The organism is Streptomyces sp. NPDC001902 (assembly GCF_042891295.1).
Lineage (GTDB): Bacteria > Actinomycetota > Actinomycetes > Streptomycetales > Streptomycetaceae > Actinacidiphila.
The window spans coordinates 130,001-144,155 of record NZ_JBIATA010000010.1 but is presented as its reverse complement, the minus strand read 5'-3'; the positions used below and the strand labels follow the sequence as shown (position 1 = coordinate 144,155).

Annotated in this window: 9 protein-coding genes; 4 read left to right on the top strand and 5 right to left on the bottom strand. The window is 71.1% G+C overall.

From position 1 onward, the window contains the following. Nucleotides 1-22: 22 nt before the first annotated feature. Nucleotides 23-895 (bottom strand): alpha/beta fold hydrolase, encoded by an 873-nt coding sequence (locus ACFYYN_RS18660; RefSeq protein WP_500546679.1) that lies wholly within the window; start codon nucleotides 893-895, stop codon nucleotides 23-25. Between the two features lie 105 nt (nucleotides 896-1,000). Between ACFYYN_RS18660 and ACFYYN_RS18655 the strand changes: the two genes are divergently transcribed. Both ACFYYN_RS18655 and ACFYYN_RS18650 read left to right on the top strand, forming a co-directional pair. After that, the gene (locus ACFYYN_RS18655; RefSeq protein ID WP_500546678.1) at nucleotides 1,001-1,186 is read left to right on the top strand and encodes a hypothetical protein; all 186 of its coding nucleotides are present in this window, start codon (nucleotides 1,001-1,003) and stop codon (nucleotides 1,184-1,186) included. 101 nt (nucleotides 1,187-1,287) lie between these two features. Then, nucleotides 1,288-2,076 (top strand): class I SAM-dependent methyltransferase, encoded by a 789-nt coding sequence (locus ACFYYN_RS18650; protein ID WP_500546677.1) that lies wholly within the window; start codon nucleotides 1,288-1,290, stop codon nucleotides 2,074-2,076. Between the two features lie 206 nt (nucleotides 2,077-2,282). Here ACFYYN_RS18650 and ACFYYN_RS18645 read toward each other — a convergent pair whose 3' ends face one another. Both ACFYYN_RS18645 and ACFYYN_RS18640 read right to left on the bottom strand, forming a co-directional pair. Then, nucleotides 2,283-2,414 carry a hypothetical protein gene (locus tag ACFYYN_RS18645; protein ID WP_500546676.1) on the bottom strand — a complete coding sequence of 44 codons (132 nt, stop codon included), beginning with the start codon at nucleotides 2,412-2,414 and terminating at the stop codon, nucleotides 2,283-2,285. A gap of 390 nt (nucleotides 2,415-2,804) precedes the next feature. Then, a complete protein-coding gene (locus ACFYYN_RS18640; protein WP_500546675.1) occupies nucleotides 2,805-4,451 on the bottom strand; it encodes an alkaline phosphatase D family protein in 1,647 nt (548 codons plus the stop codon). Nucleotides 4,452-4,852: 401 nt separating this feature from the next. Between ACFYYN_RS18640 and ACFYYN_RS18635 the strand changes: the two genes are divergently transcribed. Beyond that, the gene (locus ACFYYN_RS18635) at nucleotides 4,853-6,106 is read left to right on the top strand and encodes a DUF418 domain-containing protein (protein WP_500546674.1); all 1,254 of its coding nucleotides are present in this window, start codon (nucleotides 4,853-4,855) and stop codon (nucleotides 6,104-6,106) included. 67 nt (nucleotides 6,107-6,173) lie between these two features. On the opposite strand, the gene ACFYYN_RS18630 is transcribed toward ACFYYN_RS18635, so the two are convergent. Further along, nucleotides 6,174-8,777 (bottom strand): Pls/PosA family non-ribosomal peptide synthetase, encoded by a 2,604-nt coding sequence (locus ACFYYN_RS18630; RefSeq protein ID WP_500546778.1) that lies wholly within the window; start codon nucleotides 8,775-8,777, stop codon nucleotides 6,174-6,176. Between the two features lie 349 nt (nucleotides 8,778-9,126). Continuing rightward, the gene (locus ACFYYN_RS18625) at nucleotides 9,127-9,921 is read right to left on the bottom strand and encodes a nucleotidyltransferase domain-containing protein (RefSeq protein ID WP_500546673.1); all 795 of its coding nucleotides are present in this window, start codon (nucleotides 9,919-9,921) and stop codon (nucleotides 9,127-9,129) included. A gap of 643 nt (nucleotides 9,922-10,564) precedes the next feature. Here ACFYYN_RS18625 and ACFYYN_RS18620 point away from each other — a divergent pair. Then, nucleotides 10,565-14,104 (top strand): S8 family serine peptidase, encoded by a 3,540-nt coding sequence (locus ACFYYN_RS18620; RefSeq protein WP_500546672.1) that lies wholly within the window; start codon nucleotides 10,565-10,567, stop codon nucleotides 14,102-14,104. The last annotated feature ends 51 nt before the right edge of the window (nucleotides 14,105-14,155 follow it).

Below are 14,155 nucleotides of genomic sequence, written 5' to 3'. Positions count from 1 at the left end.
GGAGGCCGGGGGCGGGGGTGGGTCAGCGCGCGGTCGCGGCCTTCTCGACGAGACGCGTCACGGCCTTGGGATCGGTCAGGTGGATCGCGTGCGGGCCGTCGACCTCGATGGTGCGGGCGTGCGCGCGCGACGCCATGAAGCGCTCGGCGGCGGGGGGTATCGTCCGGTCGCCGCGGGCGACGAGGTACCAGGAGGGGATGGTCCTCCAGGCCGGAGTCACGGCCGAGGGCTCGCCGACGGCCTGCGCGGTGACGGGGCGCTGCGTCGCGGCGAGCGCGGCGGCCTTGCTCTTGCTGACGCGGTTGCTGAGGAAGACGTCGCGGAACTTGTCGGGTTTGATGTAGAGGTCGACGCCGGTGCCGCCGTCGGCCTGGGTGAAGGGGACCGCGTTCAGCGCCGTGGGCAGGGGGGCGTCGGGGTCGTCGCTGAGGTGGCTTCCGGGGAACCTGCCCACCAGGTCCGTGATGCTCTCACCCTTGTCGGGGGCGAAGGCGGCGACGTAGACGAGTGCCTTGACGTTGGGGTTGCCGGTGGCGGCATCGGTGATGACCGCGCCGCCGTAGGAGTGGCCCACCAGGACGACCGGGCCGTTGATCGTCTTGAGGTAGTCCGCCAGATAGGCGGCGTCGCTGCCCAGACCGCGCAGCGGCGTGGCGGGGGCGGTGACCGGGTAGCCGTCGGCCTGCAGGCGCTTGGCGACGCCGCTCCAGCCGGCGGAGTCCGCCCAGGCACCGTGGACGAGGACGACGGTCGGCTTGGGCTTCGGCTTGCCTGCCGGCTCGGCGTGATGGTCCGAGGTCGCCGAGGCGGTCGTGGCCAGTCCGGCGGCCAGGGCGAGACCGACCGCGCCGACGACGGCGAGACGGACGGGGCGAACGGGGCGACGGTGGGACATCGCTACTCCTTCGGTGGTGCGGGCGACGGACGCAAGTAGATAGAACGTTCTATCCACACAATCTAATGTGCGACTTCCGCCGCGGGCAATCAGGAGACGAGAGTGGTGGGTCACATCACGGAGCGTGCGCGGGCCGCTCGAGAGGCCGAGAACGCCGCGACTGCCGAACCGACCCTGAACACGGAGCAGTTCGCCACCCTCGATGCCCTCACCGTCACAGGGGAACGGGAGGCGGCCTCCGGGATGGCCGCGACCAACTGGTTCGGCGTCAAGCCGCCGGCGCGGCACTGACCCTCCCGGCATCACAGGGCTACTCGACGTCGACGCGTCCGTCATGCCCCTCATAGCTCGGACCAGGAACCGAACTGTTGCGGGCCGACGTCCCCCGCACCATGACTTCTGACGAGCAGCAAGGGCACGCGAGCCACGACGGGCGCACCTCGCCGTCGGCCGTGACGGTGGATCCGCCGAAGGTCAACGACTACACCAGCTTCGCCGAGGCGTACACGAGTGAGAACGAGACCAACCTGATCAATGCCTACTACGAGCGTCCCGCGATGCTGGCCCTCGCCGGGCAGGTGGCCGGCCGGCGGATCCTCGACGCCGGTTGCGGCGCCGGGGCCCTGTCCGCGGCGCTGCGTGACCGTGGCGCCCTCGTGAGCGGCTTCGATGCGAGTTCCGGGATGCTGGAGCTGGCCCGGCGCCGGCTCGGCGAGGCGGCGGATCTGCAGGTGGCCGACCTTGGCAGCCCCCTTCCCTACGCCGACGACACGTTCGACGATGTCGTCGCGTCCCTGGTGCTGCACTACCTGGAGGACTGGGGGCCGGCGCTGGCCGAACTGCGCCGCGTACTCAAGCCCGGCGGCCGGCTGATCGCGTCCGTCGACCATCCCTTCGCCATCGCCACCATGCACCGCGAGGCCGGCCGCGCAGCCGAGCACGGCTATTTCGACACCACCGCCTGGACCGACGAGTGGACCTTGGGCGGCCGGACCGCCCTGATGAGGCTTTGGCACAGGCCGCTGCATGCGATGACCGATGCGTTCACCGCGGCAGGCTTCCGGATCGCGGCCATCAGCGAGCCGGATCCCGACCCCGCCGCCCGTGAACTGTTCCCCGAGGCCATCGCGGCCCAACCGCGCTTCCTCTGCTTCCTGTTCTTCGTCCTGCAAGCGGACTAGGCGTTTCCCTCGGATTGTCTGATCGTTGGTGGATGTCTGTCGTTGACTGATGCCAGTTGGGGCAGATCGAGCCGCTGCCGCCGGACCGGACATCGAGGCGGGAGGGTGGTGACGTGATCACTGGCAGGTGATCGACGCGATCGCGTCCAAGCACCACCGGACATGATCCTGGCCGACAAGGCGTATTCGTCTCGGGCGACCCGCAGTCACCACCGACGGTGTGGGATGCGGTCGCTGATCCCGCGGCCGGCCGACCAGGCCGCGAACCGCAAGCGGCGCGCGGCAAGGGAGATGGTGGCGGTCTTGTCGTAGCGGGTGGCCAGGTCCCGAAGATTCACGGCCCGACGTCACAGGGCGGCCGGCTGTCCGGTCTCACCGTATGCAGGCCGACCCGGGGCCGGAAGTCCGTGCCGGCGCCCGGGCCGCCTGCACCCCACCACGGGGAACCCGCGCTCCGGGCTCCGCGCGAGGCAGAGGCCACGAGCCCGGCAGAACGGCCGGACGCCCGCCCCACGGCGGTGGGGCGGGCGTCCGGTCCTGGGGTCCGCGCGGGGGACCGTCGACCACCGGCGCACGCTCGGTCGGCCCGGTCGGTCGAATCCTGACGCCGGATCTTCGCACGTCAGCGCCACGCCGTCACTTCTCCGCACACTGGTGGCCGGACCGAACGGCACGGGACCCCGGGGAACGCCCCCGGGGTCCCGCTGCGTACGGCGGCCCGTCAGAGATCAGGCAGGCGTGAGGCCCGGGTTGCCGGCCTCGGTGACGAAGGAGGCGGCCGTGGTGATGGGGGCGCCGGGCGTGGTCACCGCGGACACGGTCTTGAAGTCGGCGCGCGCCGCGTCCTTGCCGAGGGTGACCACGGCGTAGCCGCGGCGGCCGTTGTAGAACTTCAGGTGCGGGTTGGCCTGCAGGTAGGTGGCCCAGTTGGACGGCTTGTCGGAGCCGTCCTTGCCGCTGGTGATCGAGCTGGTGACGATCTCGGTGCCGAGGGTCTTCGAGGCCGGGTCGTCGAAGTCCTTCTTGATGTCGAAGCCGTAGTGGACGTGGACGTCACCGGTGAGGACGACGAGGTTGTCCCGGCCGGCGGACTCCCAGCCGTCGAGGAGGCGCTGCCGGGAGGCGGGGTAGCCGTCCCAGGAGTCCATGGAGACCTTGAAGTCCGGTGTCGTGCGGTCCTTGCGCTGGGCGAAGGTGACCTGCTGGGGGACGACGTTCCAGGTCGCCTTCGAGGTGCGCCAGCCGTCGACGAGCCAGCGCTCCTGGGTGGTGCCGGTCATCGTGCGGGCCGGGTCCTGCGACTCCGGTCCCGGGACCTGCCAGCCGTCGCCGTACGCCTGGTCGGAGCGGTACTGGCGGGTGTCGAGGATGTCGAACTGGGCGAGCCGCCCGAACTGCAGGCGCCGGTAGAGCTGGGCGTCGGGGCCGTGCGGGAGCTGCCGGCGCCGCAGCGGCTGGTTCTCCCAGTACGCGCGGTAGGCGGAGGCCCGCCGCAGCAGGAACTCCTCCGGGGGCACGTCGTTCTCGGGGGTGCCGTCCGCGTAGTTGTTCTCGGTCTCGTGGTCGTCCCAGGTGACGACGAAGGCGTGGGCCGCGTGGGCCGCCATCAGGTCGGGGTCGGACTTGTAGAGGGCGTACCGGAGCCGGTAGTCGTCCAGCGTGAGGGTCTCGCGGTTGAAGACCTCGGGCAGGACGCGGTCGGAGTAGGCACGGGCGCCCCCGGTCGCGGTGACCGCGTACTCGTAGAGGTAGTCGCCGAGGTGGAAGACCGCGTCGAGGTCCTCGTCGGCCAGGTGGCGGTAGGCGGTGAAGTAGCCGTCGTGGTACGCCTGGCAGGACACCGCAGCGAGGCGCAGCTCGGTGAGCCGGGCGCCCTTCGACGGGGCGGTGCGGGTTCGGCCCACCGGGCTGACCCACTGGCCCACGCGGAACCGGTAGTAGAGGACGCGGTCGGCGTCCAGGCCGCCCACCTCGACGTGCACGGCGTGGTTGTACTCCGGGTGCGCGTCGACGGTGCCGCGCTTGGTGACGCGGGTGAAGCGCTCGTCGTGGGCGAGTTCCCAGCGGACCTTGAAGCGCTTCTGGGGCAGGCCGCTGCCGGTCTCGTAGGGGCGGGGGGCGAGCCGGGTCCACAGCAGCACCGAATCGGGCATCGGGTCGCCCGAGGCCACGCCCAGCGTGAAGGGGTTCTCGGTGATCTGCACGGCGCTCGCCTCGGCTGCCGCGGCGGTGCCGCCGAGCGGGATGTTCGCGGCGAAGGCCAGCGTCGCCGCCGCTCCGGTGACGGTCAGGAAGCGGCGTCTGTCCAAGCGGCGTACGGCGTCACGCAGTTCGGCGGAGTGTCCGGACGGAGAAGGTGATGCGGAAGGCTGCATGTGGGTGCGCAATCCCTGGCGTGCGGAGTTCGGCCGTGAGGCCCGGTTGGTGGTGCCAGGGCATTGCAGTTGTGCAGGACGGCGTGCAGTTGCCGGATGGTTGGCGCGTACATGGCCGGAGGGTGACCGTTGGTCCTCCCCATCACCCCGGAGCCCGCCCTTCACGGTTCCCGCACGGAACGGCCATTCCCGGAGGGTTGCCCGACGCGGCGCACCCCCGGACCCCCGGGGTCGGGGCGGCGTCGGAGCCCTCAGGGGTGGCCGCGTTCAACGGGAGCCTTCGTCCACCGGGAACGTCACAACGGCGGGACGCGGGGGGGGCGCGGGCCAGCCACTTGGCGGGGGAAATCCCGACACCCGCCGGATGGCGTGCGACCGGTGGCCTCACAAGTCTGGGGCGCATGACCCACCCAGCACTCGTCGCGGCCGAGGACTCGCCGCCGCTCGACAAGAAGGTCCCGGCGGCCCCCTCCCCGTTCCGCCCCGCGGGGGCCGGGCGGTTGATCGGCGTCGACCTCGCGCGAGGTCTGGCCATCCTGGGGATGTTCGCCGCGCACGTGGGTCCGGACCCCTCGGTGGGCGGCCCGCTCGGCTGGGCGATGGAGCTGGCCCGGGGCCGGTCCTCGGCGCTGTTCGCCCTCCTCGCCGGGTTCGCCCTGGTCCTGCTCACGGGCCGGCCGGAGCCGCGTACCGGCCGCGCGGGACGGCAGGCCATCGGCCGCGTGCTGATCCGGGCCGGCCTGCTGATCGTCCTCGGGTACCTGCTGACGGACCTGGGCACGTCCATCGACGTGATCGTGTCCTACTACGGGCTCGCCTTCCTCCTCGTGCTGCCCCTGTACCGGTTGCGGGCCCGCACGCTGGCGCTGATCGCGGCGGCCACCGCGCTCGTACTGCCACAGGTCCTGTACGTACTGCGGGTCGCCATCGACAACGGCGGCTGGAGCGACACGGTGATCGCACACGATCCGCTGGCCCGGCTGACCGGCTCGGACGGATTCCTGGAACTGCTGGTCACCGGCGACTACCCGGTGCTGACGTGGGTGTCCTTCCTCATCGCCGGGATGGCCGTGGCCCGGCTCGACCTGCGGCGGCCCGGCGTGCACGCGAAGGTCGCCGTGTGCGGGGCGGCACTGGCCGTGCTCGGCTACGGCGGCTCCTGGCTGGCCCTGCACCTGGCTCCGGGCGCGCGGGCCGCGATCGGCGCGGCCACGGACGGCGCTCCCACGGCCTCGGCCTGGTGGTCGGACGCGCTGTCCCAGGCGTACGGGGACCAGGTCGTCGACACGCCGTCCTGGTTGCTGGTGGCCGCGCCGCACAGCCAGACGACGTTCTCGATCCTCGGCAACACCGGGGTCGCGCTCCTGGTGCTGGCCACCTGCCTGGCGGTGGTCGAACGGTCGGCACGCGTGCGGTGGGCGGCCACGCCCGTGATCGCCGTGGGTTCGATCTCGCTGACCGCGTACGTCGGCCACATCGTCGCCATCAAGGCCCTGGGCGTCGACGACCTGCCGGACTCCGCCGCCCTACCGGTCCTGCTCTCCTTCGCCGCGGCCGCGATGGTCCTGGCCCTGGCCTGGACCCGGATCTTCCGGCGAGGGCCTCTGGAGGTCCTCGTGCACGCGGCCACCACCCCGGCCCGGCTGATCACCTGAGCGTCAGCGAGGCCACGACGGGTGTGCGGGGACGGTCCGGCGCCGTCCCCGCACACCGCCGCCGGGGTCAGGGGGTGCCGAGCGTCTGCCGCGGGCGGGCGACCTCGCCACGCTGAGCGGCGACGGCGGCGAGCGTGTCCCGGTTGCCCGGCCCCGCCTCAGGGCCGCCTGACGGCGGGGTGCGCCGGGCACCCGGCAGCTGGTGGACGGCGGTGGCCTTCCGGGCGGGGTTACCGCCCCACTCCTCACGGGAGGGGACTTCCTCGCCCTTCATGAGGAAGGAGTCGGCGGCCAGCACGGCCCCGTCGCCCACGGTGGTGCCGTAGTGGACGAATGCCCCGACCCCGAGGGTCACACCGGCGCCCAGCCTGGCGTGGTCGGACTTGAAGGCGCCGTCCTCCTGGGAGTGGCACTGGATGACCGTGCCGGTGTTGAGGGTGCAGTCGTCGCCGATGGTGACCAGGCCCCGTTCGATCAGGGAGCAGCCGTCGTCGAAGACCCTCCGGCCGATCCTGACGCCGAGGAGCCGCCAGACGAGGTTCTTGAACGGGGTGCCGTTGAAGAGCTGCATGTACCGGTGGGTGGTCAGCTTCCAGAAGCGCTCGTGGCGCCAGAAGGACGGCTCGTAGATCGAGCAGTACAGGGGCTTCAGCGGCCGTACGCGGGTGACGACCCGCTCGACCAGCGCGTAGTAGGCGACGGTGAACATCACGGTGATCAGGCCGGCCAGGGCGACCGGCGCCACGCCGTGGACGTGGTACAGGTCGACGGCGGTCATCGCCACCAGGGCGACGACGTGGAAGTGGAACCACTGCATCAGCACGTACAGGAGCGCGGTGAGGGCATTGTGCCTGTTCTTGCCTGCCAGGCGGCGCCGCCGCTCCTCACCGGTGGCGAGGTGGTCGAGCCGCTGGTCACGTTGCACGGTGCGCGGGATCTCGAAGCTCGGCGAGCCGAGCAGGCCGACGCCTTCCCGCGTGGGGCCGTCGATGGGGACCATGACCTTCGTGGCGAGCAGGCAGTTGTCACCGGCGCGCCCGTGCGCGGGGTAGACGATGTTGTTGCCGAGGAAGCTGCCCGCGCCGATCGCCGCCGGGGAGAGGCGGAAGGACGTGCTGGAGAAGTCGGCGTTGATGACGGACAGGCCGTCCGCGACCATCGTGCCGTTGCCCACCTCGCACAGGTAGGGCGTGTCGTGCTTGACCAGCGAGCCGAAGTTCGAACCCGTCTGCTCGACCCGGCGCAGGCCGTACCCGAGGCAGCGCAGGTAGTGGACGATGGCGGAGCTGTCACCGAAGAGCAGCACGAAGAACCTGATGTTGGTCGTCCGCGCGAGGGCCCGCTGGACACCGTGGTGGAAGCCGTACAGGGGGTAGGTCCTGCCCGGTTCGATCGTCCGGTGGAGCAGGCGAGGCAGGGCGTTCACCGCCACCAGGGAAGCCAGGAGACCGCCGAAGAAGGCCACGAGCGAGGCGGTCAGTGCGTCGATGTGGAACGCGGGACTGGAGAAGGCGTGCTCAGGGGCCGACACCACGTCCAGCTGCGGCAGGGCGGCGAACAGCGGGGCGAGACCGCCCACCGCCACCGGCAGGTACACCCCGAGCAACAGCGCCAATTGTGCGGCTGTGTAGAGGGCCTTGCGCAGAGTGCCGCACGCGAGCGGCTGGACGACCCGGAAATCGGTGCCGCTCGGCTGGGCGGGGGAACCGTGCCAGGAAGCGCCGGTCGGAACGGCCTGGCCGCTGTGGAGCGCGGAGGCGTGGGCGAGCCGGGCACCGTCGCCCATCGAGGTGTCGATGTCCAGGACGGCCTGCTCGCCGACCGTCACGTTCCGGCCGAGCGTCACCGGACCGGTCTCGATCATTCCGGCACGGGCGCGGTAGCAGGAGAAGAGCGCGTCCTTGCGGATGACGGTCCCCTGCCCGACGGTGAGCAGGTCCGTGCACACCGGCACATGGTGCGAGAGGACCACGCTGTCGCGTCCGACACGCGCTCCCAGCGCCCTCAGGTAGAGCACGTACAGCGGGGTGCCGGCGAACAGGCGCACGGGGCTGGTGCGGATCAGGGCCTTCACGCACCAGAACCGCAGGTAGGTGAGGCTCCACACCGGGAAGCGCCGTGGCCGGAAGCGCCCCATCAGGATCCACTTGGCGGCGACGGGCAGGGCGCAGAGACCGGCGAACCCCGCGCCGGCGGACAGCGCGGACCGCAGGTACACACCGGCGAATCCCGAGCCGTCCCGGATCCACTCGTACCCGCGGGTGACCGCGAGGGCGGCCACGAAGGACATGCCGAGGAACACGAGCAGCTGGAGCGCCCCGCAGAGCACGTACCGCGCGGTGCCCGTCGCGGCGGGTGCTGCCGCCGCACCGGGTACGCCGGCGCCTGGTCCGGCCGGAGGCTCTTCGGGCCTTTCCACCCGCGGCTCCAGGGCGGCGGCGAGGCCGCGGATGGTGGGATTCCGGTAGACGTCCTTCATCGAGACGGTGGGTAGGTCGTCGCGCTTGCGTACGCGGGCGCAGAAATGAGCCATCAGCAAAGAATCCGCACCCAGGTCGGTGAAGAAATGACCGTCTGCCGGTACCTGCCCGGTTCGCAGGACACCCGCGAGAACTTCGGCAAGAAGTGTCTCGACGCGATTCTCCGCCCCGGATCCCGAAGCGCCGGCCACGCCCTGCGAGCCGGCCGAAGCCGCAGTGGACTGCTCAAAGCCGTTGCAGGTCACGGTCGTTCCTCCTGCCCGTCGGGACAAGAGGAGCTCGCGGATCGTGGCTCGTCATTCCAGTGCATGGTCGTTCACCCACAGTCGGTGCCGCGATATCGGGTCGATGGCAGAGGCGGTGGCGGAAGTCACCCCTTTTGCCTTCCGGAACGCCTCGCATTCCATTCGGCCCTACCGTTCGGATTCCGTCACGTCACTCCAGTTCGGGGCTTGACATGAAAAGAGGAACTGGATATGCAAACGCACCGGTCGGCGGAGCGCCGCGAGCGCCACACCCGTCGTCGCGGAGACGGCCCGGTCAGTTCGCCTGGTCGATGACGTCGCGGAGGTACTGCACGGCGAGCTTCTCGGCGTGAGGGTGACGTTCGATCGCCACTCCGGCCTCCTCGAGCCACCGTGCGTAGAGCGTGACGCCGGCGAGGAGGGCCCGGCCGGCGTCGTGCCGGTCGTAACCGCACAGAGTCGCCCGGAGGTCACGCGCCTCGTCCGGCGCGATGGATTCGAGGTGGCGCACACCGCGGGGGGCTGCACCCACCCGGAGGGCCGCCAGGGGGCCCAGTACGGCCTCGCGCAGGTAGCCGAGGAGGCCGATGACCTCGAACAGTTCACCGCGGCCGAGTTTCGTCGCGCCGTAGTGCACCCAGGTCCAGAACCGGTCCTCGATCCACTGGAGGTCGAACGACGGGGTGGCCGGCGGATGCTCCGCGAGTGAGGTGGCAAGGCGGCCGTCGCGGTCCCACAGGATGTCCGGGTCCTCGGTCCGGTCGGCGAAGTCGGAGCCCCGCACGAACTTGAAGTCGACGTGGAGGAGGGGCGGCCCGACGAGCGTGATGATCAGGCGGGGTTCGCCGACGTGCTCCCCGGTGAATCCGGCCACGAGGGCGGCCCAGCAACCGATCAGCGTGAGACGCTCCGCCATGACCGAGTCGAACGCCTCGTCGTCGATGACCACGATCAGGTCGACATCGGAGTAGATGTCGGGGTGTCGACCGGCGATCGACCCCGCGATGGCAACACCACTGACGCGGTCGTCCTGTTGGATCCGCGGAAGCACGTCGTCGAGGAACCGGCCGTGCAGGGAGGGGACGTCCATGACAGTCCTTCCGATCGGGGCAAAGTCTTGCAACGTAGCAGGCTGTTGGACCGGATCTCCACGGGAATAACGGCACGGACACCCCGGTGGCGGATCTCCACTCGCCCACGCGGCACGAACACGCGGACACACTGTCACCACTGTTTCCGCCATCGCCCTCCCCCGCGGCAGGCGAGGGGTACGGCGCGCGTTCACCCCGGCTGCCACCTGCATCATCCCTGGCCCGGAGGCCACTTCCCCCGAATAAGGTGCAGACGGATACGCTGAGCACCTACCGCGCGGAACGCATCGTTGCCCCGAGTTTCACAAGGTGGAGGCACCACTCTTCACAGTGAATTCATACGTGCATATGATCACGTCGCCCAGGTGACGCCAACCCGCTGCGGTGTGACGCCCCTGGACGGCTGGGGGCGATCGTCCCCTGCCCGGACCCCAACCAGGGAAACCCTTGAAGCGACACCACAGACGCTGGAGCGTGCCGGTCATCGCCGGCGCTTCGGTACTCGCCCTCACGAGCCCGATCACGGCTCAGGCAGCCGCCCCTTCCGACGCTCCCACTCCATCACCCGCGTCCGCATCCGCATCCGCCGCGGACCATGTGCCCGCGGGCGACCACACCGTCACACTGATCACCGGCGACGTCGTGACCACCGGTCAGGCCGCCCGGGGCGGCGGTCAGTCCGGGGGCACCGTCACCGTCCGCGGGGCCGACGGACTGCCGGCGCGGACCCGCATCATGACGTCGGGCGACGACCTCTACGTCTACCCCGAGTCCGCCCTGCCCTTCCTGGCCCAGGGCACCCTGGACCGGCAGCTGTTCAACGTCACGGACCTGATCGCGGACGGATACGACGACGCGCACCGCGCCCGGCTGCCGCTGATCGTCTCCTACACGCAGCCCGGCGCCGCACGCCGCTCGTCCGCCGTCCCCGAGGGCGCGGCCCGGGTGCGGAACCTGGACAGCATCCAGGGCGCCGCGCTGACCGCGGACCGCTCCCGCGCGGACGACTTCTGGAAGTCCGTGGCCGGGGCGGCGGCGAACGACGGCGCCCGGGCCCAGAACGCCCAGCCGTCCTTCGGCGGCGGCATCTCGCACATCTGGCTCGACGCCCCCATCCACGCCGACCTCGCCGACAGCACCACGCAGATCGGCGCCCCGCAGGTCTGGCAGGGCGGTGACACCGGGCAGGGCGTGGACGTCGCCGTCCTCGACACCGGCGTCGACGCCGGCCACCCGGACCTGGCGGACCGCATCGCGACCCGCCAGAGCTTCGTACCGGACGAGAACACCGACGACCACGCCGGACACGGCACCCACGTCGCGTCCATCATCGCCGGAACCGGTGCGGCCTCCGGCGGCAAGGAGAAGGGCGTCGCCCCGGGCGCCCGCCTGAGCATCGGCAAGGTGCTGGACAACCACGGCAGCGGACAGATCTCCTACGCCCTGGCCGGCATGGAGTGGGCGGCCGTCGACCGGCATGCCAAGATCATCAACATGAGCCTCGGCACCAGCCAGGTGTCCGACGGAACCGACCCGATGAGCCAGGCCATCGACCGGCTCAGCGCCCAGACCGGCGCGCTGTTCGTGGTCGCCGCGGGCAACTTCGGTGAGGATCCGAACACCATCGTCGCACCGGGGGCGGCCACCTCGGCGCTGACCGTGGGCGCGGTCGACTCCACCGACTCGCTCGCCTCGTTCTCCAGCAGAGGCCCCCGTGTCGACGGCGCGCTGAAGCCGGAGATCACCGCCCCCGGCGTCGACATCCTGGCGGCCAACTCCCAGTTCGACGGGAACGACCAGGGCTCCTACCAGTCCATGAGCGGCACGTCGATGGCCACACCGCACGTCGCGGGCGCCGCCGCCCTGCTGGCCGCGGCCCATCCGGACCTCACCGGGAGCCAGTTGAAGGACCTGCTGGCCAGCAGTTCCCGGCAGACCCCGGCGTACGACGCCTTCGAGGCCGGCAGCGGCCGGCTGGACGTCGCCGCGGCGGCGCGGGCCGGGGTCTTCGCCTCGGCGACCGCCTTCGCGGCCCAGTACAAGGGCGGCGCCCTCCAGCGCCCGGTGACGTACACCAACGTCACCGACGCGCCGGTCGCGCTCTCGCTGTCCGTCGACGCGGCGCACGCCCCGTCCGGGATGTTCCGCCTGTCGGCCTCCCAGGTGGTCGTCCCCGCGCACGGCTCCACCCAGGTCACGGTGACGATCGACGGCTCGGCGGGCACCGCCAAGGAGCACTACTCGGGCCAGGTGCTCGCGACGGACACCGCCGGCAGGGCCGTGGCGCACACCGCCGTCTCCCTCGGCTTCGCGACGATGCACAAGCTGACGCTGACGTTCAAGGACTCCGAGGGCAATCCCACGTCCGGCGACGTCATGCTGATCAAGGCAGGGAGCAAGGACCCCGTCCCGGTGGGTGTCGGCCCCTCGGGCACCGTGGAGATCTTCGTGCCCGACGACGTGTACTCGGCCCTGTCCTACCAGGAGGTCCAGGGCGTCCACGGTCCCCACTCCAGGGGCCTGGCGCTGCTCGGCGACCCCGACGTGCTGGTGGACCGGGACACCACCGTCACCTTCGACGCCTCCAAGGTCAAGCGCATCGACATGACCACCCCGCAGCGCAGCGACGTGACGTTCCAGAAGCTGGGCTACAACCGCGTCATGAACGGCGTGAGGTCGGGTCTGTCGGCCGAGAGCGTCTACTACGACAGCATCTGGGCGCAGCCGACCACCCACCAGGTCACCCACGGGGACTTCCAGCTGACCGCCCGTTGGCGCGCCGAGAAGCCGGCGCTGGCGGTCTCCACCCGCACGACCGAGTTCATGGGCATCCTGCGCCAGGAGGGCATCACGCCGCTGGCCAGGGGCACGTACAAGCTGCCGCTGGTCTTCGCCGGCCAGGGATCGAGCGAGGACTACGCCCACCTCGACGCGCGCGGCAAGGCCGTGGTGGTCCGCCACAGCGACGACGTCAGCGACCTCGACCAGGCGGCCAACGCGATCGCCGCGGGCGCCGAGCTCATGCTGGTCGTGGAGAACGGCTACGGCCGCCCGGTGCGCTCCTACGCACCGCTCGGTCAGCGGCCCGTAGCCCTCGACGTCGGCCTGCTCGGCACCGAGGAGGGCGAGAAGCTCATCTGGCAGGCCAAGGACGGCGGGGCCAGGATCACCGTCGACTCCGAGACCGCGAGCCCGTACGTCTACGACCTCGCGCACGCCTGGCAGAACGAGATCCCGTCGAAGATGACGGTCAAGGGCGACACGAAGAACCTCGCCCGGATCGACGTCACCTTCGCGAGCCCGAAGCCGGAGGTTCCCGGCGCCGAGTTCCGCTTCGAGTGGCTGGACGGCGTCGACTGGTCCTCCGGCCCCATCATGCCGGAGCCCGCGAACGGCCAGCGGACCGACTGGGTGTCCACCGACGGTGTCCGCTGGCACCAGGAGGCGTTCGCCGAGTCCATCGGGTTCGAGGAGGGAGCGAAGACCGCCTACCGGGCCGGCAGCAGGCAGTCCGAGGAGTGGTTCAAGCCGATCCAGCGCCCCTTCCTGAACGACGCCTTCTTCAACAACCTGCCGCCCACCCGCAACGGCAGCCTCCTGTACATCGACATCCCGGCCTGGGGCAGCGGCAACCACGTCGGGTGGAGCCAGGACCCGGCCGTGACCCAGCAGCAGACGCTATACCAGGGCAACACCCAGCTGGGCCAGGGGAACTTCACGAACGTCTGGGGAGACGCCCCCAGCCGCGGCAAGCTGCCGTACAAGCTGGTCGTCACCGGTGAGCGGGACGTGACCTACACCCCGTACTCCTCCCGTACGCGCACCGAGTGGGACTTCACGTCGGCGCAGCCGACCGATGCCGCCACCGTGGTGCTGCCGCTGGTGCAGCTCGACTACCGGATCGGCACCGACGCGGCAGGCCGCGCCGGGCGGCACGGCACCCTGTCCGTCACCGCCGCCCACCTGCCGGGCGCCAGCCTCGCCGGCAAGCTCGGCGCGGTCGGCGTGGAGCTGTCCTACGACGACGGCCGGACCTGGCACAAGGCCGCCTGCGGCAGCGACGGGCGGTTCTGCCTGGACGCCCCGAACAAGGCGTCCTTCGTGTCGCTGCGGGCGAGCGCGAAGGACTCGGCGGGCAACTCGGTGCATCAGACGGTGATCCGGGCCTTCGGCCTGCGCTGAGGCGCGGCCGTTCACCGCACCCGCCACGGGTGCGGCCGGTCCGTCCGCGGT

Coding starts and splice junctions, on each gene's coding strand:
- ACFYYN_RS18660 (WP_500546679.1), bottom strand. CDS start 895: ATGTCCCACCGTCGCCCCGTTCGCCCCGTCCGTCTCGCCGTCGTCGGC.
- ACFYYN_RS18650 (WP_500546677.1), top strand. CDS start 1,288: ATGACTTCTGACGAGCAGCAAGGGCACGCGAGCCACGACGGGCGCACC.
- ACFYYN_RS18640 (WP_500546675.1), bottom strand. CDS start 4,451: ATGCAGCCTTCCGCATCACCTTCTCCGTCCGGACACTCCGCCGAACTG.
- ACFYYN_RS18635 (WP_500546674.1), top strand. CDS start 4,853: ATGACCCACCCAGCACTCGTCGCGGCCGAGGACTCGCCGCCGCTCGAC.
- ACFYYN_RS18625 (WP_500546673.1), bottom strand. CDS start 9,921: ATGGACGTCCCCTCCCTGCACGGCCGGTTCCTCGACGACGTGCTTCCG.